The organism is Achromobacter sp. 2789STDY5608615, from assembly GCF_001298995.1.
Classification (GTDB): domain Bacteria; phylum Pseudomonadota; class Gammaproteobacteria; order Burkholderiales; family Burkholderiaceae_B; genus Achromobacter; species Achromobacter insuavis.
Window position 1 is genome coordinate 1 of the sequence record NZ_CYTY01000067.1, and the last position, 23385, is coordinate 23385.

A 23385-nucleotide genomic window follows, 5' to 3' on the forward strand; every position below is an offset into this window, starting at 1 on the left:
TTTCGCCATCCGTGAAGGCGGTCGTACCGTCGGCGCCGGCGTCGTCGCCAAGATCCTGAAGTAAGCAATACCCGGATGGGTAGAGTGGGCTCTCAAGCCCCTCTATCCATCTTTGCTGTAAAAGTAGTATGATGTATGGTTCCGCAAGCCGCTACACTTGGTAGTGGCTTGGAAAATGAAGCGGAACGATGAAAGTGCAGTGCACGTGAGTGCGAATGTGAGTGTTTTAGGGGCATAGCTCAATTGGCAGAGCGTCGGTCTCCAAAACCGAAGGTTGTAGGTTCGATTCCTACTGCCCCTGCCACCGCCAGGATAAACCCGCGGGAGATCATCGCGAGTTACGCATTCACGGCGGCTCGCGTCGCAATATGTCTAATACCAGCGTAGAAACCGTAACCAGTACCGCCGACCGGGTCAAGCTCGGGCTGGCGGTTCTTGTCGTTATTGCTGGCATCGTCGGGTTTTCCGTGCTCAGCGCACAACCGATGCCTGCTCGTATCGGCGTCTTTGTCGGCGGCCTCGTGATCGCGGCCGTGATCGCCTGGTTCAGCGAACCGGGTCGTCGCACGTTGAGCTTTGCCAGCGAGTCCTACAACGAAGTCAAGCGTGTCTCGTGGCCCACCCGCAAGGAAACGACCCAGATGACGGGCATCGTTTTCGCGTTCGTGGCGGTCATGGGCATTTTCATGTGGGTGCTCGACAAGGGCATCGAATGGATTCTCTACGGCCTGCTGTTGGGCTGGAAATAAGGACGGCGAATGAGTAAGCGTTGGTATGTCGTCCATGTGTACTCCGGCATGGAAAAAAGCGTACACAAGGCCCTGAACGAGCGCATCGAGCGCGCGGGCCTGCAAACGTCTTTCGGCCGCATTCTTGTGCCCTCCGAGGAAGTCGTCGAGGTCAAGGGTGGCCAGAAGTCGATCACCGAGCGCCGCATTTTCCCCGGTTACGTCCTGGTCGAAATGGACCTGACCGACGAAACGTGGCACCTGGTCAAGAACACCAACCGCGTCACCGGCTTTTTGGGTGGCTCGGGTAATCGTCCGACCCCGATTTCCGAAAAGGAAGTCGAAAAGATCCTCTCCCAGATGGAAGAGGGCGTCGAGAAACCCCGCCCCAAGATCCTGTTCGAAGTGGGCGAGATGGTTCGGGTCAAGGAAGGTCCGTTTGCGGACTTCAACGGCAACGTCGAAGAAGTCAACTACGAAAAGAGCAAGGTTCGCGTGTCTGTCACGATCTTCGGTCGTGCCACCCCCGTCGAACTGGATTTCAGCCAGGTCGAAAAGACCTGATTTCAACCCCCGGGGAGCCCTGGCCGCGCGCTAGGGCGATATAACCCGCAAGGAGCAAAGCATGGCGAAGAAGATCGTCGGCTTTATCAAGCTGCAAGTGCCGGCTGGTAAGGCTAACCCCTCCCCCCCGATTGGCCCGGCCCTGGGTCAGCGTGGCCTGAACATCATGGAATTCTGCAAGGCGTTCAACGCCAAGACCCAAGGCATGGAGCCTGGTCTGCCGATTCCGGTGGTGATCACCGCTTTCGCCGACAAGAGCTTCACCTTCATCATGAAGACCCCGCCCGCGACGGTCCTCATCAAGAAGGCCGCCGGCGTGCAAAAGGGTTCGTCCAAGCCGCATACCGACAAGGTCGGCACGCTGACCCGCGCGCAAGCTGAAGAAATCGCCAAGGCCAAGGGCCCCGATCTGACCGCCGCTGATCTGGACGCCGCCGTCCGCACGATCGCTGGCAGCGCCCGCAGCATGGGCATCACGGTTGAGGGGATCTAATCATGGCAAAACTGAGCAAGCGCGCCGCCGCCATTGCGCAAAAGATCGACCGCACCAAGCTGTACCCGGTCGCCGAAGCCCTGACCCTGGTCAAGGAAACCGCTGTCGCCAAGTTCAACGAATCGATTGACGTGGCCGTGCAGCTGGGCATCGACCCGAAGAAGTCGGACCAACTGGTCCGCGGTTCGGTCGTGCTGCCCGCCGGTACCGGCAAGTCGGTCCGCGTCGCCGTGTTCGCCCAAGGCGACAAGGCCGAGGCCGCCAAGGCCGCTGGCGCCGACATCGTCGGCCTGGACGACCTGGCTGACCAGATCAAGGCCGGTCAAATGGACTTCGACGTGGTCATCGCCTCGCCCGACACGATGCGTGTCGTCGGCGCCCTGGGTCAGATCCTGGGCCCGCGTGGCCTGATGCCGAACCCGAAGGTCGGCACCGTGACCCCCGACGTCGCCACCGCCGTCAAGAACGCCAAGGCCGGTCAGGTTCAGTACCGCACCGACAAGGCCGGCATCATCCACGCAACGATCGGCCGCGCGTCGTTCGGCGTGGAACAGCTGCAAACCAACCTGGCCGCTCTGGTCGACGCCCTGCAAAAGGCTCGTCCCGCCGCTGCCAAGGGCATTTACCTGCGCAAGCTGGCCGTTTCGTCCACGATGGGCGGCGGTGCGCGCGTGGAAATTGCCTCGCTGTCGGCTTCCAACTAAGCCAACAGCTGTAAACGTACTTTGGGCCGCATCCGGATTCCTCCGGATGCTGCTGTCAAAGACCGCTGGAGCAGGTCGGCGCGAAGGTTGTCCTTCCGCTGGAAGCAGTACCCCCGCTGCCCCGCTTAATCCCGAAGCTCGCACAGTTCGGATCCAGCGTAGACGGCGTCCCCAGGAAGATTTCTTTATCTGAAGAACTCGACCAGGCGCCGCATTCGGTTGACGCGCAAGGCTTCGGCCCCAAGCGTCTTTTGATGGAGTGTTCAAACCGTGAGTCTCAATCGTCAAGAGAAAGCGGTGGTAATCGAGGAAGTCTCGGCCGAAGTGGCCAAGGCGCAATCGATTGTTATCGCCGAGTACCGTGGTCTGGACGTCGCCTCTGTCACCGTACTGCGCAAAACTGCGCGTGAATCGGGCGTGTATCTGCGTGTTCTGAAGAACTCGCTGGCCCGTCGTGCTGTTGCCGGCACGGCTTTCGAGCCGTTGGCTGAGCAACTGACCGGTCCGCTGATCTATGGCATCAGCACTGATCCGGTTTCGGCGGCCAAGGTCCTCGCAGGTTTCGCGAAAAGCAACGACAAGCTGGTCATCAAGGCGGGCGCTCTGCCCAACAGCCTGCTGAACCAAGACGGCGTGAAGGCTCTGGCCACCATGCCCTCGCGCGAAGAGTTGCTGTCGAAACTGCTGGGCACCATGCAAGCCCCCATCGCGCAATTCGTGCGTACGCTCAACGAAGTTCCGACCAAGTTCGCCCGTGGCCTCGCCGCCGTGCGCGACCAGAAGGCCGCGGCTTAATCCCCGCCCTTCACGGAATTCGCTGAACGACCGAGCGACACCCAAACCCTGGCATTACCAAAATTTTTGGAGTTCTGAAAAATGGCACTTAACAAAGCTGAAATCCTTGACGCCATCGCTGGCATGACCGTGCTCGAGCTGTCCGAGCTGATCAAGGAAATGGAAGAGAAGTTCGGCGTGTCGGCTGCTGCCGCCGCTGTCGCTGTCGCTGCTCCCGCCGCTGGTGGCGCTGCCGCCGCTGCTGAAGAGCAAACCGAGTTCACCGTGATCCTGGCTGAAGCCGGCGCCAACAAGGTGTCCGTCATCAAGGCCGTGCGCGAGCTGACCGGTCTGGGTCTGAAGGAAGCCAAGGACCTGGTCGACGGCGCTCCGAAGCCCGTCAAGGAAGCTGTGGCCAAGGCTGACGCCGAAGCCGCCAAGAAGAAGCTGGAAGAAGCTGGCGCCAAGGTCGAAGTCAAGTAAGACCTGCGTCAACTTGCCCGGGGACAGCGCAATTTGCCGTCCCCGGGCTTTTGCGTTTCCAGGAAACCCCTGCTGGGGTCATGCCCTTTCCAGAGGGGTTTCCTGGAGTCGTATCACCTGGGGCCGTGGTTGACGGCCCATGCAACCTCGAGTCGGAGTGCTCATGCCTTACTCGTACACCGAAAAAAAGCGCATCCGCAAAAGCTTCGCCAAGCGTGAAGACGTTCAAAACGTTCCCTTCCTTTTGGCGACTCAGCTTCAATCCTACCTAACTTTCCTGCAGGCGGATACCGCCCCGTCCGATCGCGTAGCCGACGGTTTGCAGGCGGCGTTTTCGTCGATTTTCCCGATCGTTAGTCACAACGGTATGGCGCGCTTGGAGTTCGTGAGCTATGTGCTCGGCGAACCGGTGTTCGATGTCAAGGAATGTCAGCAACGTGGCCTGACCTATGCCTCGCCCCTGCGAGCCAAGGTCCGCCTGGTGCTGCTTGACCGCGAAGTCAGCAAGCCCACCGTCAAGGAAGTGAAGGAACAGGAAGTCTACATGGGCGAAATTCCGCTCATGACCGGCACCGGTTCGTTCGTCATCAACGGCACCGAGCGTGTCATCGTCTCGCAGCTGCACCGCTCGCCTGGCGTGTTCTTCGAGCACGACCGCGGCAAGACGCACAGCTCCGGCAAGCTCCTGTTCTCGGCCCGCGTGATTCCCTACCGCGGTTCGTGGCTGGACTTCGAATTCGACCCCAAGGACGTCCTGTTCTTCCGCGTCGACCGTCGCCGCAAGATGCCCGTGACGATCCTGTGCAAGGCGATCGGCATGACGCCGGAATCGATCCTGGCCAACTTCTTCGACTTCGACAACTTCGAACTGAAGAGCGAAGGCGGCATGATGGAGTTCGTGCCCGAGCGTTGGAAGGGCGAAATGGCCCGTTTCGACATCGCGGACCGCTCCGGCAAGGTCATCGTCGAAAAAGACAAGCGTATCAACGCCAAGCATCTGCGCGACTTGGCTGCCGGCGGCATCCAGCGCATCTCCGTGCCGGAAGACTTCCTGTACGGCCGCGTGCTGGCCAAGAACATCGTTGACGCCGATACCGGCGAAGTCATCGCCAACGCCAACGACGAGATCACCGAAAGCGTGCTGGGCGCCCTGCGCGCCGCCAACGTGCACGACATCCAGACGCTCTACACGAACGACCTGGATCGCGGCCCGTACATCTCGCAGACGCTGCGCACCGATGAAACCGCCGACCAGATGGCCGCGCGCGTTGCCATCTACCGCATGATGCGTCCTGGCGAACCGCCTACCGAAGAAGCGGTGGAAGCGCTGTTCCAGCGTCTGTTCTACAGCGAAGAAACGTACGATCTGTCGCGCGTCGGCCGCATGAAGGTCAACAGCCGTCTGGGCCGTGGTGAAGACATCACCGGCCCGATGACGCTGACCAACGAAGACATCCTTGAAACCATCAAGGTGCTGGTCGAGCTGCGTAACGGCCGTGGCCAGATCGACGACATCGATCACCTGGGCAACCGCCGCGTGCGTTGCGTCGGCGAACTGGCCGAGAACCAGTTCCGCGCCGGCCTCGTGCGTGTCGAACGCGCCGTCAAGGAACGTCTGGGCCAGGCCGAGACCGAAAACCTGATGCCGCACGACCTGATCAACTCCAAGCCGATTTCGGCCGCCATCAAGGAGTTCTTCGGTTCGAGCCAGCTGTCGCAGTTCATGGACCAGACCAACCCGCTGTCGGAAATCACGCACAAGCGTCGTGTTTCCGCACTGGGCCCGGGCGGTCTGACCCGCGAGCGCGCCGGCTTCGAAGTCCGTGACGTGCACCCGACCCACTATGGCCGCGTCTGCCCGATCGAAACGCCGGAAGGCCCGAACATCGGTCTGATCAACTCCATGGCGCTGTACGCTCGCCTGAACGAGTACGGCTTCCTGGAAACGCCTTACCGCAAGATTATCGACGGCCGCGTCAGCGAGCAGATCGATTACCTGTCGGCCATCGAAGAAAGCCACTACGTCATCGCGCAGGCCAACGCCGCGCTGGACGAGCAGGGCGCCTTTGTCGACGACCTGGTTGCTTGCCGTGAAGCGGGCGAAACGATGTTGACCTCGCCGGCCAACGTGCACTACATGGACGTTGCCCCGTCGCAGATCGTGTCGGTCGCCGCCTCGCTGATTCCGTTCCTGGAGCACGACGACGCGAACCGCGCGCTGATGGGCGCCAACATGCAACGTCAGGCCGTGCCTTGCCTGCGTCCGGAAAAGCCGGTCGTGGGTACGGGTATCGAGCGCACCGTGGCCGTTGACTCGGGCACCACCGTGCAGGCGCTGCGTGGCGGCCTGGTCGACCACGTCGACGCCGAGCGCGTGGTGATCCGCGTGAACGACGAAGAAAACGTCGCCGGCGAAGTCGGCGTCGATATCTACAACCTGATCAAGTACACGCGTTCCAACCAGAACACGAACATCAACCAGCGTCCCATCGTCAAGCGTGGCGACAAGGTCGCCAAGGGTGACGTGCTGGCCGACGGCGCGTCGACGGACCTGGGCGAACTCGCCCTGGGCCAGAACATGCTGATCGCGTTCATGCCCTGGAACGGCTACAACTTCGAAGACTCGATCCTGATCTCCGAAAAGGTTGTTGCCGATGACCGCTACACCTCGGTGCACATCGAGGAACTGACGGTCGTTGCCCGCGACACCAAGCTCGGTCCGGAAGAAATCACGCGCGACATCAGCAACCTGGCTGAGACGCAACTGAACCGCCTGGACGATTCCGGCATCACCTACATCGGCGCCGAAGTCAGCGCTGACGACGTGCTGGTCGGCAAGGTCACGCCCAAGGGCGAGACCCAGCTGACGCCGGAAGAAAAGCTGCTGCGCGCCATCTTTGGTGAAAAGGCGTCCGACGTTAAGGACACCTCGCTGCGCGTGCCCTCGGGCATGACCGGCACCGTGATCGACGTGCAGGTGTTCACGCGTGAAGGCATCGTGCGCGACAAGCGCGCCCAGTCCATCATCGACGATGAACTGCGCCGCTATCGCCAGGACCTGAACGACCAGCTGCGCATCGTTGAAAACGACCAGTTCGACCGTATCGAGAAGATGCTGGTCAACAAGACCGTCAACGGCGGCCCGCGCAAGCTGGCCAAGGGCGCGACGATCACCAAGGCCTACCTGGCCGACGTGGATCGCTGGCAGTGGTTCGACATCCGCCTGGCCGACGAGCCCCACGCCGTGGTGCTGGAGCAGGCCAAGGAATCGCTCGAGCAGAAGCGTCACCAGTTCGACCTGGCCTTCGAAGAGAAGCGCAAGAAGCTGACGCAGGGCGACGAGCTGCCCCCGGGCGTGCTGAAGATGATCAAGGTCTACCTGGCCGTGAAGCGTCGTCTGCAGCCTGGCGACAAGATGGCAGGCCGTCACGGCAACAAGGGCGTGGTCTCGCGCATCACCCCGGTGGAAGACATGCCGCACATGGCTGACGGCACGCCGGCCGACATCGTTCTGAACCCGCTGGGCGTGCCCTCGCGGATGAACGTGGGTCAGGTGCTGGAAGTGCACTTGGGCTGGGCTGCCAAGGGCGTGGGTCACCGCATCGCCGACATGCTGCGCGACGAGCGCACCGCGCAGGTCAAGAACGTCCGTGCATACCTGGACAAGGTCTACAACACGACCGGCACCGGCGCGCGCATCGACGAGCTGACCGACGAAGAAGTCATGGAAATGGCCCAGAACCTCAAGAACGGCGTGCCGTTCGCGACGCCCGTCTTCGACGGCGCGACCGAAGAGGAAATCACCAAGATGCTGGAGCTGGCCTATCCGGACGAAGTCGCCAAGCGCATGGCGCTGACGCCCTCGCGCACGCAGGCGTGGCTGTACGACGGCCGCACCGGCGAGAAGTTCGAGCGCCCGGTCACCGTCGGCTACATGCACTACCTGAAGCTGCACCACTTGGTCGACGACAAGATGCACGCCCGTTCGACCGGTCCGTACTCGCTCGTGACCCAGCAGCCGCTGGGCGGCAAGGCGCAGTTCGGTGGCCAGCGTTTCGGGGAAATGGAAGTGTGGGCGCTGGAAGCATACGGCGCCGCCTACACCCTGCAGGAAATGCTGACGGTGAAGTCCGACGACATCACCGGCCGCACCAAGGTATACGAAAACATCGTCAAGGGCGATCACGTCATCGATGCCGGCATGCCGGAATCGTTCAACGTGCTGGTCAAGGAAATCCGCTCGTTGGCCCTGGACATGGATTTGGAGCGTAACTAATGAAAGCGCTACTCGACCTCTTTAAGCAAGTCTCGCAAGACGAGCAATTCGATGCCATCAAGATCGGCATCGCCTCGCCCGAGAAGATCCGTTCGTGGTCCTACGGCGAAGTTCGCAAGCCCGAGACCATCAACTACCGCACGTTCAAGCCTGAACGCGACGGTCTGTTCTGCTCCAAGATCTTCGGCCCGATCAAGGACTACGAGTGCCTGTGCGGCAAGTACAAGCGCCTGAAGCACCGTGGCGTGATCTGCGAGAAGTGCGGCGTTGAAGTCACCGTTGCCAAGGTTCGCCGTGAACGCATGGGCCACATCGAGCTGGCCAGCCCCGTCGCGCACATCTGGTTCCTGAAGAGCCTGCCGTCGCGTCTGGGCATGGTGCTCGACATGACCCTGCGCGACATCGAACGCGTCCTGTACTTCGAAGCCTGGTGCGTGATCGAACCCGGCATGACGCCGCTCAAGCGCGGCCAGATCATGTCGGATGACGATTTCCTCGCCAAGACCGAAGAGTACGGCGACGACTTCCGTGCCCTGATGGGCGCCGAAGCCGTGCGCGAACTGCTGCGCACCATCGACATCGACCGCGAAGTGGAAACGCTGCGCGGCGAACTGAAGGCCACCAGCTCGGAAGCCAAGATCAAGAAGATCTCCAAGCGCCTGAAGGTGCTGGAAGGCTTCCAGAAGTCCGGCATCAAGGCCGAGTGGATGGTCATGGAAGTGCTGCCCGTGCTGCCGCCGGACCTGCGTCCGCTGGTGCCGCTGGACGGCGGCCGCTTCGCGACCTCCGACCTGAACGACCTGTACCGCCGCGTCATCAACCGCAACAACCGTCTGAAGCGCCTGCTGGAGCTGAAGGCCCCTGAAATCATCCTGCGCAACGAAAAGCGCATGCTGCAGGAAGCCGTCGACTCGCTGCTGGACAACGGTCGCCGCGGCAAGGCCATGACCGGCGCCAACAAGCGTCAGCTCAAGTCCCTGGCCGACATGATCAAGGGCAAGAGCGGTCGTTTCCGTCAGAACCTGCTGGGCAAGCGCGTCGACTACTCGGGCCGTTCGGTCATCGTGGTGGGTCCGCAGCTCAAGCTGCACCAGTGCGGCCTGCCCAAGCTGATGGCCCTGGAACTGTTCAAGCCGTTCATCTTCAATCGCCTGGAGATGATGGGCCTGGCCACGACCATCAAGGCCGCCAAGAAACTGGTGGAAAGCCAGGAACCGGTGGTCTGGGACATCCTGGAAGAAGTCATCCGCGAACACCCGGTCATGCTGAACCGTGCGCCCACGCTGCACCGTCTGGGCATCCAGGCGTTCGAGCCGGTGCTGATCGAAGGCAAGGCCATCCAGCTGCACCCGCTGGTCTGCGCGGCGTTCAACGCCGACTTCGACGGTGACCAGATGGCCGTCCACGTGCCGCTGTCGCTGGAAGCCCAGCTCGAAGCGCGCACGCTGATGCTTGCTTCGAACAACGTGCTGTTCCCGGCCAACGGCGAACCGTCGATCGTGCCGTCCCAGGATATCGTGCTGGGTCTGTACTACACGACGCGCGAGCGCATCAACGGCAAGGGCGAAGGCATCTTCTTCACCGACGTCGCCGAAGTGCAACGCGCCTACGACAACGGCGAAGTGGAACTGCAGACGCGCATCACCGTGCGCCTGAAGGAACACGAGCGCGACGAAGCGGGTGAATGGCAGCCGGTGATCCGCCGCCACGAAACCACCGTCGGCCGCGCGCTGCTGTCCGAGATCCTGCCCAAGGGCCTGCCCTTCACCGTCCTGAACAAGGCGCTGAAGAAGAAGGAAATCTCGCGCCTGATCAACCAGTCGTTCCGCCGTTGCGGCCTGCGCGACACGGTGATCTTCGCCGACAAGCTGATGCAGTCGGGCTTCCGCCTGGCCACCCGCGGCGGTATCTCGATCGCCATGGGCGACATGCTGATCCCGTCGGCCAAGGAAGGCATCCTGGCCGAAGCCAGCCGCGAAGTGAAGGAAATCGACAAGCAGTACTCGTCGGGTCTGGTCACGTCCCAGGAACGCTACAACAACGTGGTGGACATCTGGGGCAAGGCCGGCGACAAGGTCGGCAAGGCGATGATGGAACAGCTGGCAACCGAACCCGTGGTCAACCGCCACGGCGAGGAAGTGCGCCAGGAATCGTTCAACTCCATCTACATGATGGCTGACTCGGGCGCCCGCGGTTCGGCCGCCCAGATCCGCCAGCTGGCCGGCATGCGCGGCCTGATGGCCAAGCCGGACGGCTCGATCATCGAGACGCCCATTACCGCGAACTTCCGTGAAGGCCTGAACGTGCTTCAGTACTTCATCTCGACTCACGGCGCGCGTAAGGGTCTGGCCGACACGGCACTGAAGACGGCGAACTCGGGTTACCTGACCCGTCGTCTGGTCGACGTGACGCAAGACCTGGTGATCACCGAGGACGATTGCGGCACCTCGCAGGGCTACAACATGAAGGCCCTGGTGGAAGGCGGCGAAGTCATCGAGCCGCTGCGCGACCGCATCCTCGGCCGCGTGGCTGCCATCGACATCGTCAATCCGGACACGCAGGAAACGGCGATCACCGCCGGCACCCTGCTGGACGAAGACATGGTCGACATGATCGACCGCATCGGCGTGGACGAAGTCAAGGTCCGCACGCCGCTGACGTGCGAAACGCGCCATGGCCTGTGCGCACACTGCTACGGCCGTGACCTCGGCCGCGGCTCGCCGGTCAACCAGGGCGAAGCGGTTGGCGTCATCGCCGCCCAGTCCATCGGTGAACCGGGCACGCAGCTGACGATGCGTACGTTCCACATCGGTGGCGCGGCGTCGCGTTCGGCCCTGGCCAGCGCGGTGGAAACCAAGTCCAGCGGCGTGGTCGGCTTTGCCAGCACCATGCGCTACGTCACCAACGCCAAGGGCGAACGCGTCGCGATTTCGCGCTCGGGCGAACTGGCGATCTTCGACGACAACGGCCGCGAACGCGAACGCCACAAGATCCCGTACGGCGCGACCGTGCTGGTGGGCGATGGCGAGGCCGTGAAGGCCGGCGCGCGCCTGGCGACGTGGGATCCGCTGACCCGTCCGATCGTGTCGGAATACGGCGGCGCCGTCCGCTTCGAGAACATCGAAGAAGGCGTGACCGTGGCCAAGCAGGTGGACGAAGTCACCGGCCTGTCGACGCTCGTCGTCATCACGCCCAAGACCCGTGGCGGCAAGATCGTCATGCGTCCGCAGATCAAGCTGGCCAACGAGAACGGCGAAGACGTCAAGATCGCCGGCACCGATCACTCGGTGAACATCTCGTTCCCGGTCGGCGCGCTGATCACCGTGCGTGACGGCCAGCAGGTTGCCGTGGGTGAAGTGCTGGCGCGTATTCCGCAGGAATCGCAAAAGACCCGCGACATTACCGGCGGTCTGCCGCGCGTGGCCGAGCTGTTCGAAGCCCGTTCGCCCAAGGATGCCGGCATGCTCGCCGACGTCACCGGCACGGTCTCGTTCGGCAAGGACACCAAGGGCAAGCAGCGCCTGGTCATCACCGACCTGGAAGGCGTCAGCCACGAGTTCCTGATTCCGAAGGAAAAGCAGGTGCTGGTGCACGACGGCCAAGTGGTGAACAAGGGCGAAATGATCGTGGACGGCCCGGCCGATCCCCACGACATCCTGCGCCTGCAGGGCATCGAGAAGCTGGCGACCTACATCGTCGACGAAGTGCAGGACGTGTACCGTCTGCAGGGCGTGAAGATCAACGACAAGCACATCGAAGTGATTGTTCGTCAGATGCTGCGCCGTGTGAACATCGTCGATGCGGGCGATACCGAGTTCATCCCGGGCGAGCAGGTCGAGCGCTCCGAGCTGTTGAACGAGAACGACCGCGTCAACGCTGAAGACAAGCGTCCGGCTTCGTACGAAAACGTGCTGCTGGGTATCACCAAGGCCTCGCTGTCGACCGACTCGTTCATCTCGGCCGCCTCGTTCCAGGAAACCACGCGTGTCCTGACCGAAGCCGCCATCATGGGCAAGCGCGACGACCTGCGTGGCCTGAAGGAAAACGTCATCGTCGGCCGCCTGATCCCGGCCGGTACCGGCCTGGCGTACCACCATGCCCGCAAGGACAAGGAAGCCCTGGAGGCCGCGGAACGCGAAGCCGCCCGCCAGCTGGCCAACCCGTTCGAAGACTCGCCGGTCACGGTGGGCTCGGACGCCGATGCCCCGTCGTCCGACCTGGGCAGCGAGGACGCCGCCGAATAAGGGCGACGTCCGGTGCACCCCCCGCGCAGGTCCGGCGGGGGAGGCCAGAAACAAAAAGGCCGCTGATGCGAATCAGCGGCCTTTTTTTGTCTGCGCGACGGGGGCGCTGGCGCCTACTTGGCCACCTGGCTCTTGGCGCGCTGGAACACCGGGCCCCAGACCGGGTGGCCGGCTTCGTTCGGCGCCAGTTCGAAGGCGGGGTCCAGCTGCAGGATGCGGCTGAAGCTGTCTTCGCAGAGTTGCGGGTACTTGCTGACGCAGTAGCTGAACGCCTGCAGCTTGTAGGCCTCGATGCGCACGGCCTTGCTGGAGCCGGCCAGCTCATCGGATCTGGCCACCCGGCGGATGACCTCGCCGTAGTGCCCGGCGCTATATTGGTCACGAACCTGCTGCAACTGCTCCAGCGCCTCGGGCGTGGGCGGATGGTCGGGCTGGGTGACCGGCAGGCCGGAGCAGCCGGCCAGGGCGAACGATAATCCGAGCAAACTGCCGAGCAGGCGAATTTTCATGGGTTTCATCTAGGTGGGGGGAATTTGGCGATACGCTATCGTGCCACAGCCTGATGCGCTCCGACATCTTCGGCAATGTCCTTGCGTAACGGATTGGATAATATCCGCCTATCCGCCCTTAACCCGTTTTCGCGCCCCTTGCGCAGTATGTTGAACATGTCCTCACCCGCCGGCCTGCACACGCCGCGCAGCCCTTTTTCAGGCGCCGCGCCGCTCGCGCTGCGTCCTTTGAGCGCCATCGCCGCCAGCGCGGCGGGCGGGGTGCCGGAAACCCGCATCAAACGGTTGTTGTCGGATCTGCTGCCTTCGCTGATGAGCCTGCATGCGCAAGGCGAAATATGCGGCGATATCTCGCTGGATACGGTGGGCATGGATGAAGGCGCGCGCGCGCACCTGTTGCCGGAGCTGGCAGTGCCCCGGTCGCGCCGTTCCGGCCTGACACCCTTGCCGGGGTTCGCCCCGTTCGAGCTCTACACGGATTCGGCCGAATGGCCGCGCGGCCCCTGGACCGACGTCTACGCGCTCTGTGCGGTGATGCACGCGCTGGTGATCGGGCTGCGTCCGCCGCCGGCGCCGGAGCGCCGCGCGACAGACAGTTACGAACCCCTGGCGTCGCTGGGCCTGACGAAATACAGCCCGGCGTTCCTGACCGCGATCGATCATGGCCTGGCCATGCTGCCGGCCGACCGGCCGCAGACCCTGGGCGAACTGGCCGCGCTGCTCGATATCGCGGTCTATGTGGATGAGTCGCCCGCCGCGCCGGAAGCGACTCCGGCCAAGGTGACGGCCGCGCCCGCCGCGCCGGCGGCAGAGGCCGCCAAGCCGCGCGGCGGCGGGGGTCGGCCGCTGCTGCTTCTGCTGTTGCTGGTGGCGCTGATCGGCGCCGGCGCCTACGCCTGGATCCGTTCGGGGCTCGGCACGGGCAACGCCCTGATCACCCGTTCCGAAGTGGTGCAGCCGAATCCGCCGGCCGCGCCCGTTGCGCCACCCGCCGCCAGTCCCGCGCCGCCCGCCACCGAACCGGCGCCACCGCTGTCGGCGGCGCCCGCGCCGCAGGCCGCCTTGCCCGAGACGCCCGCGCCGGACGCGGGCGGCACAGCGGCGATGCCGCCTGCCGTCGCGCCAGCCGGGCCTGGGGCCGCCGCGCCTTCCGCGCCGCCCGCCACGGCGGAGCCGGACGCCAATGCGGCGCCCGCGACGCCAGGCGCGCAGGAACCCGCCGCGCCGGCCGTGGCGCCGCAGGAAGAGGCGCCCAAACCCAAGCCCGTGCCGGTGCTGGTGCGCCTGGACATCCGGCCGTGGGGCGAGGTGTGGATCAACGGCGTGGCGCGCGGCATCAGTCCGCCGGTCAAGGAATTGCGGCTGATACCCGGCAAGTACCAGGTGTTGCTGCGCAACGCCGATCTGCCGCCCTATCGGGCGACGCTGGAAGTCAAGCCGGGCAAGCCGGCCGTGATCTCGCACGCCTTCCAGTGACGTGAGCGCGGCCAGGGTCTAGGCCTGGGCCGCGGCGTCCTCCGGCGCCATCGGCAGGCGCAGCGTGAACACCGAGCCGACGCCTGCTTCGCTGGTCACTTCGACCTCGCCGCCATGGCGCTGCGCCACGGTGCGCACGAAGGCCAATCCCAATCCCGCGCCGCCCACGTCCCCGCGGGTGGCGACCCCGACGCGCGCGAACGGTTCGAACAAGCGCGCCAGGTCCTGCGCCGCGATGCCTTGCCCCTGGTCGCGGACATGCACGCGCCAGTAGCCGGGCACCTGGTCGATGTCGCAGCTGATGCGGGTGTCGGCCGGGCTGTACTTGATGGCGTTGTCGATCAGGTTGCTCAAGGCCCGCATCAGCAGCGTCTGGTCGCCGCGCACGTAGGCCATCGGCAGCGAAGGCGCGACCGCCAGCGTGATGCCGCGCTTGTGCGCGGCCGCCCAGAATTCATCGACGCCATCCTGCAGCAGGCTGCCCAGGTCGAGGTCGACCGCGTTGATGGCCATCGATTCGGCGCGCGTCAGGTGCACGAAATCGTCGACCAGATGCAGCGTGCGGTTGGCCAGCGCGGCGATGCGCACGAGGGTGTCGTCGCGGCCATCCTGCGGCGCGCCATCCTGCTTCATCTCGACCAGCGCCAGGATCGAGCTTTGCGGCGCGCGCATGTCGTGCGAGATGAAGCGCAGCGTCTCTTCGCGCTGCCGTTCGGCCTGGCGGATGCCGGAGATGTCCGTCAGGGTGGCGACGGTGCCGGCGAAGTTGCCTTCGGCCGTATGGATCGGCACGCATTTCAGGATCAGGTCGCGGCCGGCGTGGTCGCGCACTTCCAGGTCGGCGCTCCAGGGCGACTGTTCGGTGGCCGGTCCCTGGCCGCTCAGCACCTGGGCCACGCGTTGCCGCGTGGCGTCGTCGCCGATGGTCTTTTCCAGCAGATGGATCGCGGGATGGCCGACCCGCGGCGGCCGCATGCCCAGCCGCTGGAAGTACATCACGGCGGCCTGGTTGCGAAATTGCATGCGGCCATCCTGGTCGAAGACCAGCGTCGCGTCTGGCATGCCATCCAGCCCGTCGGCCAGGAAACGCCGCAGGTTGCGCACCCGCGCCAGCGCGCGCCGCAATTCGCCGACGCGGCTTTCGAGCGAGGCGCTGGTGCCGCCCGATTGCGCCCTGGCTTCGTTCAGCACCGGCGGGTATTCGCGCTGCAGGCGGCGCAGCTCGTTGTCCATGTAGCGCAGCGCGGCCTCCTGGCTGCGCCAGCTCCACAGCGGGTAACACAGCGCCACGCCCACCAGCGCGGCGGTGGGCGCGAACCACTGGTAGCTGTGGCCCAGCAGCAGCAGGCTGGCCAGCAGCACCAGCGCCAGCAGCCCGATGTTGACGAGCAGCGCCAGGTTGGGCGACAGGCGCCACAGCGCCAGGCAGGCCAGCAGCACCGGCAGGGCCGAGAAGAGGGCATTGAGCCAGGGAGCGGGCGGCCGGAAGGCGATGTCGTCGTTGGCTGCCTGCAGCAGGTTGGCGATGATCTCCACGCCCGGCATGCCGCTGACCTCGTGCGAGACCGGCGTGGTGTAGGCATCGCCCAGGCCGGTGGCCCAGGCGCCCACCAGCACATACTTGCCGCGCAGCTGCTCGGGTGGCACGTCGCCGCGCAGCACCGACAGGTAGGACACCGCGCGCGTATGCGCCGCGGGGCCGGCGTAGGGAATCAGGATGCCGCCATCCTTGCCCGCGCGGCGCAGCAGCCGCTCGGCCATCGCCGTCTGGCCGCCCACGTCCAGCATGCTCAACGCGAAATGCTGCCAGCGCTCGCCGGCGAAACGCGTCGTCAGCATCGCCGACCGCAGCACGCCATCGGCATCCAGGTTGGCGTTGATGAAACCGCTGCCCGCCGCGGCCTGCGCCAGGATCGGGATCGGGGTGCTGATGGAGGAGGGGTAGGCCAGGCGGTCCAGCACCACCGGCAGCACGGTGTGGCCATTGCGCCGCAGGCTGTCGGCGAGGATGGCGTCGTCGCCGGGATGGGTGGTGTCGGGTTCGGCGAAGATCAAATCCAGGCCGACCGCGCGCGCGCCCTGCAGGCGGTCCAGCAATGCCGCGTGCACCGCGCGGCGCCAGGGCCAGCGGCCGAGCGCGTCGATGCTGGTGTCGTCGATCGCCACGATCACGATGTCGGGCGACATGTCGCGGCCCGTCAGCGCGACGGCGCGGTCATACAGGATCTGGTCGACGCGTCCCAGGCCGTTGAAGGAACCGAGCAGCGCGGCCAGCAGCGCCAACGCCACCGTCAACCACAGGCCTGATCGCGAGGCCCGGTCGTTGGAGTCGGCGGCATCGGCCATGGGCGCGGATCTAGTACTCGTTCAGCGTGACCAGTCCGCCGAAGCCGGTGGCGACGCCCAGGCCGCTGCTGGTCATCAGCTGGTTCACGCCGGTGAAGGTGGCCGTGGCGTCCTGGCCGCCCAGGCCCAGTTCGTCGATGGCGCGCACCGAGACGTAGAAGGTGCCGGGGCCGGGGGCGCTGAAGCGGATGTCCGGGCTGGGAAAGCGGGTCGACGACACCGGCCGCGTGCCGTCGGCATCGCGCGCCACGCGCACGACGTAGGCCTGTGCGCCAGGCACGGGCGGGAACGCGCTGGTCCAGCCGCCGCCGCCGGCGCGCACCGGCGCGCCGAGCTGCGGCGCGGCCAGCAGGGGCCGCACGCCCGCGACGCTGCCATCGGCGCCGATGGCGGCGCCGTAGCCCTTGGCCACCGCCACCGGTTGTGCCGGCGCGGCGCCGGGGGCGTGCGGCTGCAGCCGCACACTGCCTTCCAGCACTTCGCTGTGCACGCCCAGGTTGCCGCTCTGCACGCGGAAACGCGTGCCGCGCACGCCCGTCACGGCCACCGGCGTGCGGACCTCGAAACGGCCCACGCCCTGGCCGCCCGGGGCGACGCTGGATTCGACGCTGCCGCGTTCGACGTGGATGACCGAGTCGGTCAGGTCGGTGCCTTCGAATTGCCGCAGGCGGGTCAGTTCGACGGCGCCATCGGCCGGCAGCGTGAGCTTGGAGCCGTCGGCCAGCTCGAGCGTCACGAAGCCGTTGGGGGCGGTCACGACCTTGCTGCCTTCGGCCACGTTGGCGCCTGGCTTGAGGGCCTGGCCGTCCAGGTTCGCCTGGCCGCTGACGTGGACCACGCGCGCATCGGCGGCGCGCTCCGGAATCATTGACAGGGGGGTGCGCAGTTCCAGCCCGATGGGCAGGCGCTCGGGCGTGGCGACCTGGTTGAGCGACTGCAGCGGGCTCCAGTTGGCCTGGTTGCGCGTGTAGGTCGCGGCGATGTTGATCAGCGTGTCGCCTTGGCGCACGCGGTAGATGAAGTTCTCTCCCAGCGCGCCCGCGGGTTGGCTGTGGGAGGGGATTGCGAGCAGCAGGCCGGAAAGCAGGGCAAGCAAAGAAAGCGCGCGGCAGCGGCTCATGTCGTTCAAATCTCCAGGTAATGCCGCCAGGCGCTAAGGCGCGGAGGGCGGGCTATCTTCGGACGCGGATATCAATTCCAGCCGGTAGCCGAGCGCATAGGACGAGCTCAGGCGCACGCCGTGTTCCGGTCGCAGTTGCAGCTTCTGCCGGATGTTCGACAGGTGCGTGTCGAGCGTGCGCGAGGTCGCGGGGATTTCGCGGTTCCAGACGCATTCGGCCAGCACGTCGCGCGACATGAGGCGGCCGAGGTTGCGGAAAAAGAGCAGGGCAAGCTCGAATTCCTTGGGCGCCAGCGTGACCGCCGCGCCGTCGAGCAGGATGGCGCGCGCCGCGGGCTCGATGCGGTAGGCGGCCACGTCGAACGATTCGTCGGCGGGCTCGGCGATCTGGCTGCGGCGCAGCAATGCCGCGACGCGCGCGAGCAGTTCCAGCGGCCGCAGCGGCTTGACGATGTAGTCGTCGGCGCCGGCGCGCAGGCCCTCGACCAGGTCGTCCTCGCTGGAACGGTTGGTCAGGAAAATGACGGGAATGCGCGGGCCGATGTTGGCGCGCAGCCAGCGCACCACATCATCGCCATCGATATCGGGCAGGTGCCAGTCCAGCAGCACCAGGTCGAACGTTTCAGTGCGCAAAGCGGCAAGCAGGTCGCGGCTTTGCTGATAGCTGGTGCAGGTATATCCGGCGGCAGTCAGGACTTGCTGGATACGTTTCGCCTGGTCCAGGTCGTCTTCCAGCGACGCGATTTTCATCAGACGTGGTCTCGCGAAGGTTGGCTGCGCAAGCGCGCCCTGTGGCGCCCTACTGCAAGAAGAAGAAAGGATTGTGTAATGGAATGATAACTCGCGTCGCGTCACTGTTGGCTACGTTGTGCCAAGAACTGTCAAACATTGCAAACTTAACGAATCTTGACTGGAGTTGTTGCACAACAACGGGCCACACTGTCCCGACCCCTCCCGTCAACCGGCGCAGTCTGCCGGGCGCGGTCGGGGCAGATGGGATGGAAAGAACCTATGAATCAATTGCGCGTACTGATGATGTCGCCGGACGAGGCTGCACGTAACACCGCTGTGTCCGCACTGCTTCAAGCTGGAATTTCGGCCCGCGGCTGCTCGACTTCCCTGGAATTGTTTGGCCTGCTCAGCAACAGCCCCTACGACGCCGTGGTGCTGAACGTGGGCACCCTCGGTGAAATCGGCTATGCCCTGGTGGCCCGCCTGCACGGCTCCTCGCCGCTGGGTATCGTGGTGATGGGCAACAACTTGTCCCTGGATACCCGCCTGCGTTGCCTGCAGAGCGGCGCGGACGCCTGCCTGCCGCCGCCGCACGACCCTCGCGAACTGGCCTGCATCCTGCTGGCGTTGGCGCGGCGCCTGCCGGCCGGGCAGGACAACCTGACGACCGAGGAGCCGACCCTCGGCCAGTGGGAACTGCGCGACCAGGGCTGGACCCTGGCGGCGCCGTCCGGCACCACGATTTCCCTGTCGGCCAATGAACGCCTGATCGTGCGTTCGCTGCTCGAGGTGGCGGGCAGGGCGGTCGGCCGCAACGAACTGGGCGACGAACTGCGCCAGGAAGGCGGCGGCGCCCGCTCCAGCGGCACGCGCAGCATCGACGTGATCGTCAGCCGCCTGCGCCGCAAGGCGGAGATGGCGGGGCTGATGCTGCCGATCCGCACCGTCTACGGCAGCGGCTACCTGTTCGCCGACCAGTAACCGCACGCCGCCGGACGTTTCCGCAAAGTCGCGGGGGCCGGCTACACTGTCAGCAGTCCGACGCCGCCGCTGCGTGGCATTCCCGGCCCGGCCCCGGGGCCGATATCCGGCCAGGCGCTCCCCGTGCCCAAGACCGCATCCGCGTGTCGTCAATTTGGCCCCAATTTTGCCGACCTGGGCCGGACCTGCGCCTAACAGGCCGTCTTTTGCCGCCAACGTGTCCCCACGCAACGCTTACAAAAGATTTTGACAGTGCGCCGGAATCTAAGCTATGCTAAAGGGCTTACTGCTTTAATCGCGCGCAAAGTCGATGCCAGGACTGGCATTTGAGGCGCCAGGAAGACAGGTCCGGCCAATCATCCAAGCGAAGGCTTCGCGCCCAGCTTGGCGGCCCAAGACCAAAGGGGTGCGTCACGAGCCCCCGTCAACCAACGCCGCCATCTCCGAAGCATCCGGTTTGTGCGTTTGTCATGGTTTGTTGGCAAGCCCGCTCTTTTACGTATTTGAACGTTTGAGGCGGTTTTGCGCGAGCCGCCTTCTCCGAGAGTCATTACTCGAAGAGACGAGTACGTAAGTACTTACCAGTGGTACGTAAAAGGGATTTCAAAGGTCATGCCTACCATTAGCCAACTCGTGCGCAAGCCGCGCGAAGTCAGCATCATCAAAAGCAAGAGCCCCGCGCTCGAAAACTGCCCGCAACGCCGCGGCGTGTGCACTCGCGTGTACACCACCACCCCCAAGAAGCCGAACTCCGCTCTGCGTAAGGTTGCCAAAGTGCGTCTGACCAACGGTTACGAAGTCATTTCGTACATCGGCGGTGAAGGCCACAACCTGCAAGAGCACTCGGTGGTTCTGGTGCGTGGCGGTCGTGTGAAGGACTTGCCCGGTGTGCGTTATCACATCGTGCGCGGTTCCCTCGACCTGCAAGGCGTCAAGGATCGCAAGCAAGCCCGCTCGAAGTACGGCGCCAAGCGCCCGAAGAAGGCCTAAGGGCTCGCAACGCGAGTTAGCAGTACCCCCGCGTGGCGGCCATCCGTCATTAGGGAAGTGCAACCGCGCCATCCGGAATACAGGAAGGTGCGCGGCACGTAAGGGGTCGTCCCAGTGGACGGCCATGGCCGTGTAATGAAACACGGTTCAACTGAACAGACACAAGGAAGCAACAATGCCCCGTCGTCGCGAAGTACCCAAGCGCGAGATCCTGCCCGATCCCAAGTTCGGCAGCGTCGAGCTCGCCAAGTTCATGAACGTCGTCATGCTGGACGGCAAGAAGGCCGTCGCCGAGCGCATCGTTTACGGTGCCCTCGAGCAAGTGCAAACCAAGACCGGCAAGGAGCCGATCGAAGTTTTCAGCCTGGCGATCAACAACATCAAGCCGATCGTCGAAGTGAAGAGCCGCCGCGTTGGCGGTGCCAACTACCAAGTGCCGGTTGAAGTGCGCCCCGTGCGCCGCCTGGCCCTGGCTATGCGTTGGCTCCGTGAAGCCGCCAAGAAGCGTGGCGAGAAGTCGATGGATCTGCGTCTTGCTGGCGAACTGATCGACGCCTCCGAAGGTCGTGGCGCCGCGATGAAGAAGCGCGAAGACACGCACAAGATGGCCGAGGCCAACAAGGCCTTCAGCCATTTCCGCTGGTAATTTAAGGACTAACCCACCATGGCCCGCAAAACCCCGATCGAGCGCTATCGCAACATTGGCATCTCTGCGCACATCGATGCAGGGAAAACCACCACGACCGAACGTATCCTGTTCTACACCGGCGTCAATCACAAGATTGGCGAAGTGCATGATGGCGCCGCCACCATGGACTGGATGGAACAAGAGCAAGAGCGTGGCATCACCATTACGTCGGCTGCTACGACGGCGTTTTGGCGTGGCATGGCCGGCAACTACCCCGAGCACCGCATCAACATCATCGACACCCCGGGGCACGTGGACTTCACCATCGAGGTGGAACGTTCCATGCGCGTCCTGGACGGTGCCTGCATGGTCTACTGCGCGGTGGGTGGTGTTCAGCCCCAGTCCGAAACCGTGTGGCGTCAAGCCAACAAGTACGGCGTGCCGCGTCTGGCGTTCGTCAACAAGATGGACCGTACCGGCGCGAACTTCTTCAAGGTCTATGACCAGCTGAAGACGCGTCTGCGCGCGAACCCCGTGCCCATCGTGATCCCCATCGGCGCCGAAGACACGTTCCAAGGCGTGGTCGACCTGGTCAAGATGAAGGCGATCATCTGGGACGAAGCCAGCCAAGGCACCAAGTTCGACTACAAGGACATTCCGGCCGAGCTGGAAGGCACTGCCAACGAATGGCGCGAAAAGCTGGTTGAAGCCGCCGCCGAATCGTCGGAAGAGCTGATGAACAAGTACCTGGAAACGGGTTCCTTGGACGAAGCCGAAATCAACCTGGCCATCCGTCAACGCACCATCGCTGGCGAAATCCAGCCGATGCTGTGCGGCACCGCCTTCAAGAACAAGGGCGTGCAGCGCATGCTGGACGCGGTCATCGACTACCTGCCTTCGCCCGTGGACATTCCCCCGGTCGACGGTCAGGACGACGACGGCAATGCCGTGCAGCGCAATGCCGATGACGGCGAGAAGTTCTCGGCGCTGGCGTTCAAGCTGATGAGCGATCCGTTCGTGGGTCAGCTGACCTTCGTGCGCGTCTACTCGGGCGTCCTGAAGTCGGGCGACACGGTCTACAACCCCATCAAGGGCAAGAAGGAACGTATCGGCCGCATCCTGCAGATGCACGCGAACAACCGCGAGGAAATCAAGGAAGTTCTGGCTGGCGACATCGCCGCCGTCGTGGGCCTGAAGGACGTGACGACCGGCGAAACGCTGTGCGACATCGACTCCCACATCCTGCTCGAACGCATGGTGTTCCCGGAGCCCGTGATCTCGCAGGCCGTCGAACCCAAGTCGAAGGCTGACCAGGAAAAGATGGGTCTGGCGCTGTCGCGTCTGGCTCAGGAAGATCCGTCGTTCCGCGTGCGCAGCGACGAAGAATCCGGCCAAACCATCATTTCCGGCATGGGCGAGCTGCACCTGGAAATTCTGGTCGACCGCATGAAGCGCGAATTCGGCGTGGAAGCGAACGTCGGCAAGCCCCAGGTGGCCTACCGCGAAACGATCCGCAAGACCTGCGAAGAAGTCGAAGGCAAGTTCGTCAAGCAGTCGGGCGGTCGCGGCCAGTACGGTCACGTGGTCCTGAAGGTCGAACCGCTCCAACCGGGCGGCGGCTACGAGTTCGTCGACGCCATCAAGGGCGGTGTGGTTCCTCGCGAATACATCCCCGCGGTGGACAAGGGCATCCAGGAAACGCTGCCTGCCGGCATCCTGGCCGGTTACCCGGTCGTGGACGTCAAGGTCACGCTGTTCTTCGGTTCGTACCACGATGTGGACTCGAACGAAAACGCGTTCAAGATGGCCGGCTCGATGGCGTTCAAGGAAGGCATGCGCAAGGCTAGCCCCGTGCTGCTGGAACCGATGATGGCCGTTGAAGTCGAAACGCCTGAAGACTACGCCGGTACCGTGATGGGCGATCTGTCCTCGCGTCGCGGCATGGTTCAGGGCATGGACGACATGGTCGGCGGTGGCAAGACCATCAAGGCCGAAGTTCCGCTGGCCGAGATGTTCGGTTACGCCACGAACCTGCGTTCGCTGACGCAAGGCCGTGCCACGTACACGATGGAATTCAAGCATTACTCCGAGGCCCCCAAGAACGTCGCTGACGAAGTCATCGCCGCTCGGGCCAAGTAAATAACCCTTTGCCGGGTCCGCCCCATCCGGGCGGTCCCGGCAGAAATTAAAGTTTCCTTGAAAGTCAAAGGATAGAGATCATGGCAAAAGGTAAGTTCGAACGCACCAAGCCGCACGTGAACGTCGGCACGATCGGTCACGTTGACCACGGCAAAACGACGTTGACGGCGGCGATCACGACCGTTCTGTCGAGCAAGT

General features: G+C 64.2%; 18 protein-coding genes, 1 tRNA gene and 1 pseudogene. 16 read left to right on the forward strand and 4 right to left on the reverse strand.

The features are described 5' to 3' along the window. The 10 genes and pseudogenes from AOZ49_RS32785 to rpoC form a co-directional block, all read left to right on the forward strand. A pseudogene (locus tag AOZ49_RS32785) lies at positions 1-64 on the forward strand (elongation factor Tu); the annotation flags it as partial. A 164-nt stretch (positions 65-228) separates the two neighbouring features. Continuing rightward, positions 229-304, forward strand: a tRNA-Trp gene (locus AOZ49_RS30160). Between the two features lie 64 nt (positions 305-368). Further along, positions 369-749: a preprotein translocase subunit SecE gene (secE, locus tag AOZ49_RS30165; protein ID WP_006389585.1), complete on the forward strand. Its 381-nt coding sequence runs from the start codon at positions 369-371 to the stop codon at positions 747-749. Positions 750-758: 9 nt separating this feature from the next. Beyond that, the gene (nusG, locus tag AOZ49_RS30170; protein ID WP_006389586.1) at positions 759-1292 is read left to right on the forward strand and encodes a transcription termination/antitermination protein NusG; all 534 of its coding nucleotides are present in this window, start codon (positions 759-761) and stop codon (positions 1290-1292) included. 61 nt (positions 1293-1353) lie between these two features. After that, the gene (rplK, locus tag AOZ49_RS30175) at positions 1354-1785 is read left to right on the forward strand and encodes a 50S ribosomal protein L11 (protein ID WP_006389587.1); all 432 of its coding nucleotides are present in this window, start codon (positions 1354-1356) and stop codon (positions 1783-1785) included. 2 nt (positions 1786-1787) lie between these two features. Continuing rightward, positions 1788-2489 carry a 50S ribosomal protein L1 gene (rplA, locus tag AOZ49_RS30180; RefSeq protein ID WP_006392088.1) on the forward strand — a complete coding sequence of 234 codons (702 nt, stop codon included), beginning with the start codon at positions 1788-1790 and terminating at the stop codon, positions 2487-2489. 270 nt (positions 2490-2759) lie between these two features. After that, positions 2760-3284: a 50S ribosomal protein L10 gene (gene rplJ / locus AOZ49_RS30185; RefSeq protein ID WP_006392087.1), complete on the forward strand. Its 525-nt coding sequence runs from the start codon at positions 2760-2762 to the stop codon at positions 3282-3284. A gap of 81 nt (positions 3285-3365) precedes the next feature. After that, on the forward strand, positions 3366-3746 hold the full coding sequence (rplL, locus tag AOZ49_RS30190) for a 50S ribosomal protein L7/L12 (RefSeq protein ID WP_035359782.1): 381 nt from the start codon (positions 3366-3368) through the stop codon (positions 3744-3746). A 163-nt stretch (positions 3747-3909) separates the two neighbouring features. Continuing rightward, the gene (gene rpoB, locus AOZ49_RS30195; protein ID WP_054435548.1) at positions 3910-8022 is read left to right on the forward strand and encodes a DNA-directed RNA polymerase subunit beta; all 4113 of its coding nucleotides are present in this window, start codon (positions 3910-3912) and stop codon (positions 8020-8022) included. Then, positions 8022-12266, forward strand: a complete 4245-nt coding sequence (gene rpoC / locus AOZ49_RS30200) for a DNA-directed RNA polymerase subunit beta' (RefSeq protein WP_006392084.1) — start codon at positions 8022-8024, stop codon at positions 12264-12266. The genes rpoB and rpoC overlap by 1 nt, the downstream gene beginning before the upstream one ends. A 113-nt stretch (positions 12267-12379) precedes the next feature. Here rpoC and AOZ49_RS30205 read toward each other — a convergent pair whose 3' ends face one another. After that, the gene (locus tag AOZ49_RS30205; RefSeq protein ID WP_054435550.1) at positions 12380-12775 is read right to left on the reverse strand and encodes a TssQ family T6SS-associated lipoprotein; all 396 of its coding nucleotides are present in this window, start codon (positions 12773-12775) and stop codon (positions 12380-12382) included. A gap of 156 nt (positions 12776-12931) precedes the next feature. Between AOZ49_RS30205 and AOZ49_RS30210 the strand changes: the two genes are divergently transcribed. Then, a complete protein-coding gene (locus AOZ49_RS30210) occupies positions 12932-14251 on the forward strand; it encodes a serine/threonine-protein kinase (protein WP_054460970.1) in 1320 nt (439 codons plus the stop codon). Positions 14252-14269: 18 nt separating this feature from the next. Here AOZ49_RS30210 and AOZ49_RS30215 read toward each other — a convergent pair whose 3' ends face one another. Genes AOZ49_RS30215 through AOZ49_RS30225 form a run of 3 tightly spaced genes read right to left on the reverse strand, consistent with a single transcriptional unit; the run spans position 14270 to position 18467 of the window. Continuing rightward, complete coding sequence (locus tag AOZ49_RS30215) at positions 14270-16597, reverse strand: CHASE2 domain-containing protein (protein WP_054435552.1); 2328 nt, start codon at positions 16595-16597, stop codon at positions 14270-14272. Between the two features lie 10 nt (positions 16598-16607). Then, positions 16608-17717, reverse strand: a complete 1110-nt coding sequence (locus tag AOZ49_RS30220; RefSeq protein ID WP_054479566.1) for a FecR domain-containing protein — start codon at positions 17715-17717, stop codon at positions 16608-16610. Between the two features lie 33 nt (positions 17718-17750). Then, the gene (locus AOZ49_RS30225; protein ID WP_054435555.1) at positions 17751-18467 is read right to left on the reverse strand and encodes a response regulator transcription factor; all 717 of its coding nucleotides are present in this window, start codon (positions 18465-18467) and stop codon (positions 17751-17753) included. 261 nt (positions 18468-18728) lie between these two features. Here AOZ49_RS30225 and AOZ49_RS30230 point away from each other — a divergent pair, with 261 nt between their 5' ends. The 5 genes from AOZ49_RS30230 to AOZ49_RS32175 all read left to right on the forward strand — a co-directional run. Next, positions 18729-19430, forward strand: coding sequence for a response regulator transcription factor (locus tag AOZ49_RS30230; protein ID WP_054435557.1), 702 nt, complete (start codon positions 18729-18731; stop codon positions 19428-19430). A 612-nt stretch (positions 19431-20042) separates the two neighbouring features. After that, positions 20043-20420 (forward strand): 30S ribosomal protein S12, encoded by a 378-nt coding sequence (gene rpsL, locus AOZ49_RS30235; RefSeq protein ID WP_005017264.1) that lies wholly within the window; start codon positions 20043-20045, stop codon positions 20418-20420. A 175-nt stretch (positions 20421-20595) separates the two neighbouring features. Further along, on the forward strand, positions 20596-21066 hold the full coding sequence (rpsG, locus tag AOZ49_RS30240) for a 30S ribosomal protein S7 (RefSeq protein WP_006216561.1): 471 nt from the start codon (positions 20596-20598) through the stop codon (positions 21064-21066). An 18-nt stretch (positions 21067-21084) separates the two neighbouring features. Then, positions 21085-23187 carry an elongation factor G gene (gene fusA, locus AOZ49_RS30245; protein ID WP_006392077.1) on the forward strand — a complete coding sequence of 701 codons (2103 nt, stop codon included), beginning with the start codon at positions 21085-21087 and terminating at the stop codon, positions 23185-23187. 80 nt (positions 23188-23267) lie between these two features. Beyond that, positions 23268-23385, forward strand: a 118-nt coding sequence (locus AOZ49_RS32175) for a GTP-binding protein (RefSeq protein ID WP_231690486.1), incomplete at its 3' end; no start/stop codon positions are given.

Coding starts and splice junctions, on each gene's coding strand:
- secE (WP_006389585.1), top strand. CDS start 369: ATGTCTAATACCAGCGTAGAAACCGTAACCAGTACCGCCGACCGGGTC.
- nusG (WP_006389586.1), top strand. CDS start 759: ATGAGTAAGCGTTGGTATGTCGTCCATGTGTACTCCGGCATGGAAAAA.
- rplK (WP_006389587.1), top strand. CDS start 1,354: ATGGCGAAGAAGATCGTCGGCTTTATCAAGCTGCAAGTGCCGGCTGGT.
- rplA (WP_006392088.1), top strand. CDS start 1,788: ATGGCAAAACTGAGCAAGCGCGCCGCCGCCATTGCGCAAAAGATCGAC.
- rplL (WP_035359782.1), top strand. CDS start 3,366: ATGGCACTTAACAAAGCTGAAATCCTTGACGCCATCGCTGGCATGACC.
- rpoB (WP_054435548.1), top strand. CDS start 3,910: ATGCCTTACTCGTACACCGAAAAAAAGCGCATCCGCAAAAGCTTCGCC.
- rpoC (WP_006392084.1), top strand. CDS start 8,022: ATGAAAGCGCTACTCGACCTCTTTAAGCAAGTCTCGCAAGACGAGCAA.
- AOZ49_RS30205 (WP_054435550.1), bottom strand. CDS start 12,775: ATGAAAATTCGCCTGCTCGGCAGTTTGCTCGGATTATCGTTCGCCCTG.
- AOZ49_RS30210 (WP_054460970.1), top strand. CDS start 12,932: ATGTCCTCACCCGCCGGCCTGCACACGCCGCGCAGCCCTTTTTCAGGC.
- AOZ49_RS30215 (WP_054435552.1), bottom strand. CDS start 16,597: ATGGCCGATGCCGCCGACTCCAACGACCGGGCCTCGCGATCAGGCCTG.
- AOZ49_RS30220 (WP_054479566.1), bottom strand. CDS start 17,717: ATGAGCCGCTGCCGCGCGCTTTCTTTGCTTGCCCTGCTTTCCGGCCTG.
- AOZ49_RS30225 (WP_054435555.1), bottom strand. CDS start 18,467: ATGAAAATCGCGTCGCTGGAAGACGACCTGGACCAGGCGAAACGTATC.
- AOZ49_RS30230 (WP_054435557.1), top strand. CDS start 18,729: ATGAATCAATTGCGCGTACTGATGATGTCGCCGGACGAGGCTGCACGT.
- rpsL (WP_005017264.1), top strand. CDS start 20,043: ATGCCTACCATTAGCCAACTCGTGCGCAAGCCGCGCGAAGTCAGCATC.
- rpsG (WP_006216561.1), top strand. CDS start 20,596: ATGCCCCGTCGTCGCGAAGTACCCAAGCGCGAGATCCTGCCCGATCCC.
- fusA (WP_006392077.1), top strand. CDS start 21,085: ATGGCCCGCAAAACCCCGATCGAGCGCTATCGCAACATTGGCATCTCT.